Below are 238 nucleotides of genomic sequence, written 5' to 3'. Positions count from 1 at the left end.
CAAAAGTCCTTATCTAGATAATTTGCCCGTGCTTTCTATTACCGCACAAAAGCTCTCAGATTACCGATTACGTGTAGCACCCCATGCTCACCAGTTAGGTACGGCAGAAGTGGCTATTATGGTATTGGCATTAGCGAATGAGGTTGATGCGAGTACTAAATTAGAACAGCATTTTATCAAATTTCGCGACGCCTATTTACTCGGTAAGCGCAACAAAGGCAGGCCGGAATAAACTGCA

The 238-nt window shown here is 43.7% G+C and carries 1 protein-coding gene; it reads left to right on the top strand.

Going from position 1 to position 238, the window contains the following annotated elements:
- The coding region (locus tag CWC14_RS18260) for a DTW domain-containing protein (protein ID WP_138564306.1) at positions 1–232 on the top strand (232 nt) is incomplete at its 5' end.
- Positions 233–238 lie beyond the last annotated feature (6 nt).

The organism is Pseudoalteromonas sp. S3260, from assembly GCF_005886925.1.
In the GTDB taxonomy this organism is placed as follows: domain Bacteria; phylum Pseudomonadota; class Gammaproteobacteria; order Enterobacterales; family Alteromonadaceae; genus Pseudoalteromonas; species Pseudoalteromonas tetraodonis.
Note: the sequence above shows the minus strand (reverse complement) of the source record. Positions and strands in the feature narration are given on the sequence as shown.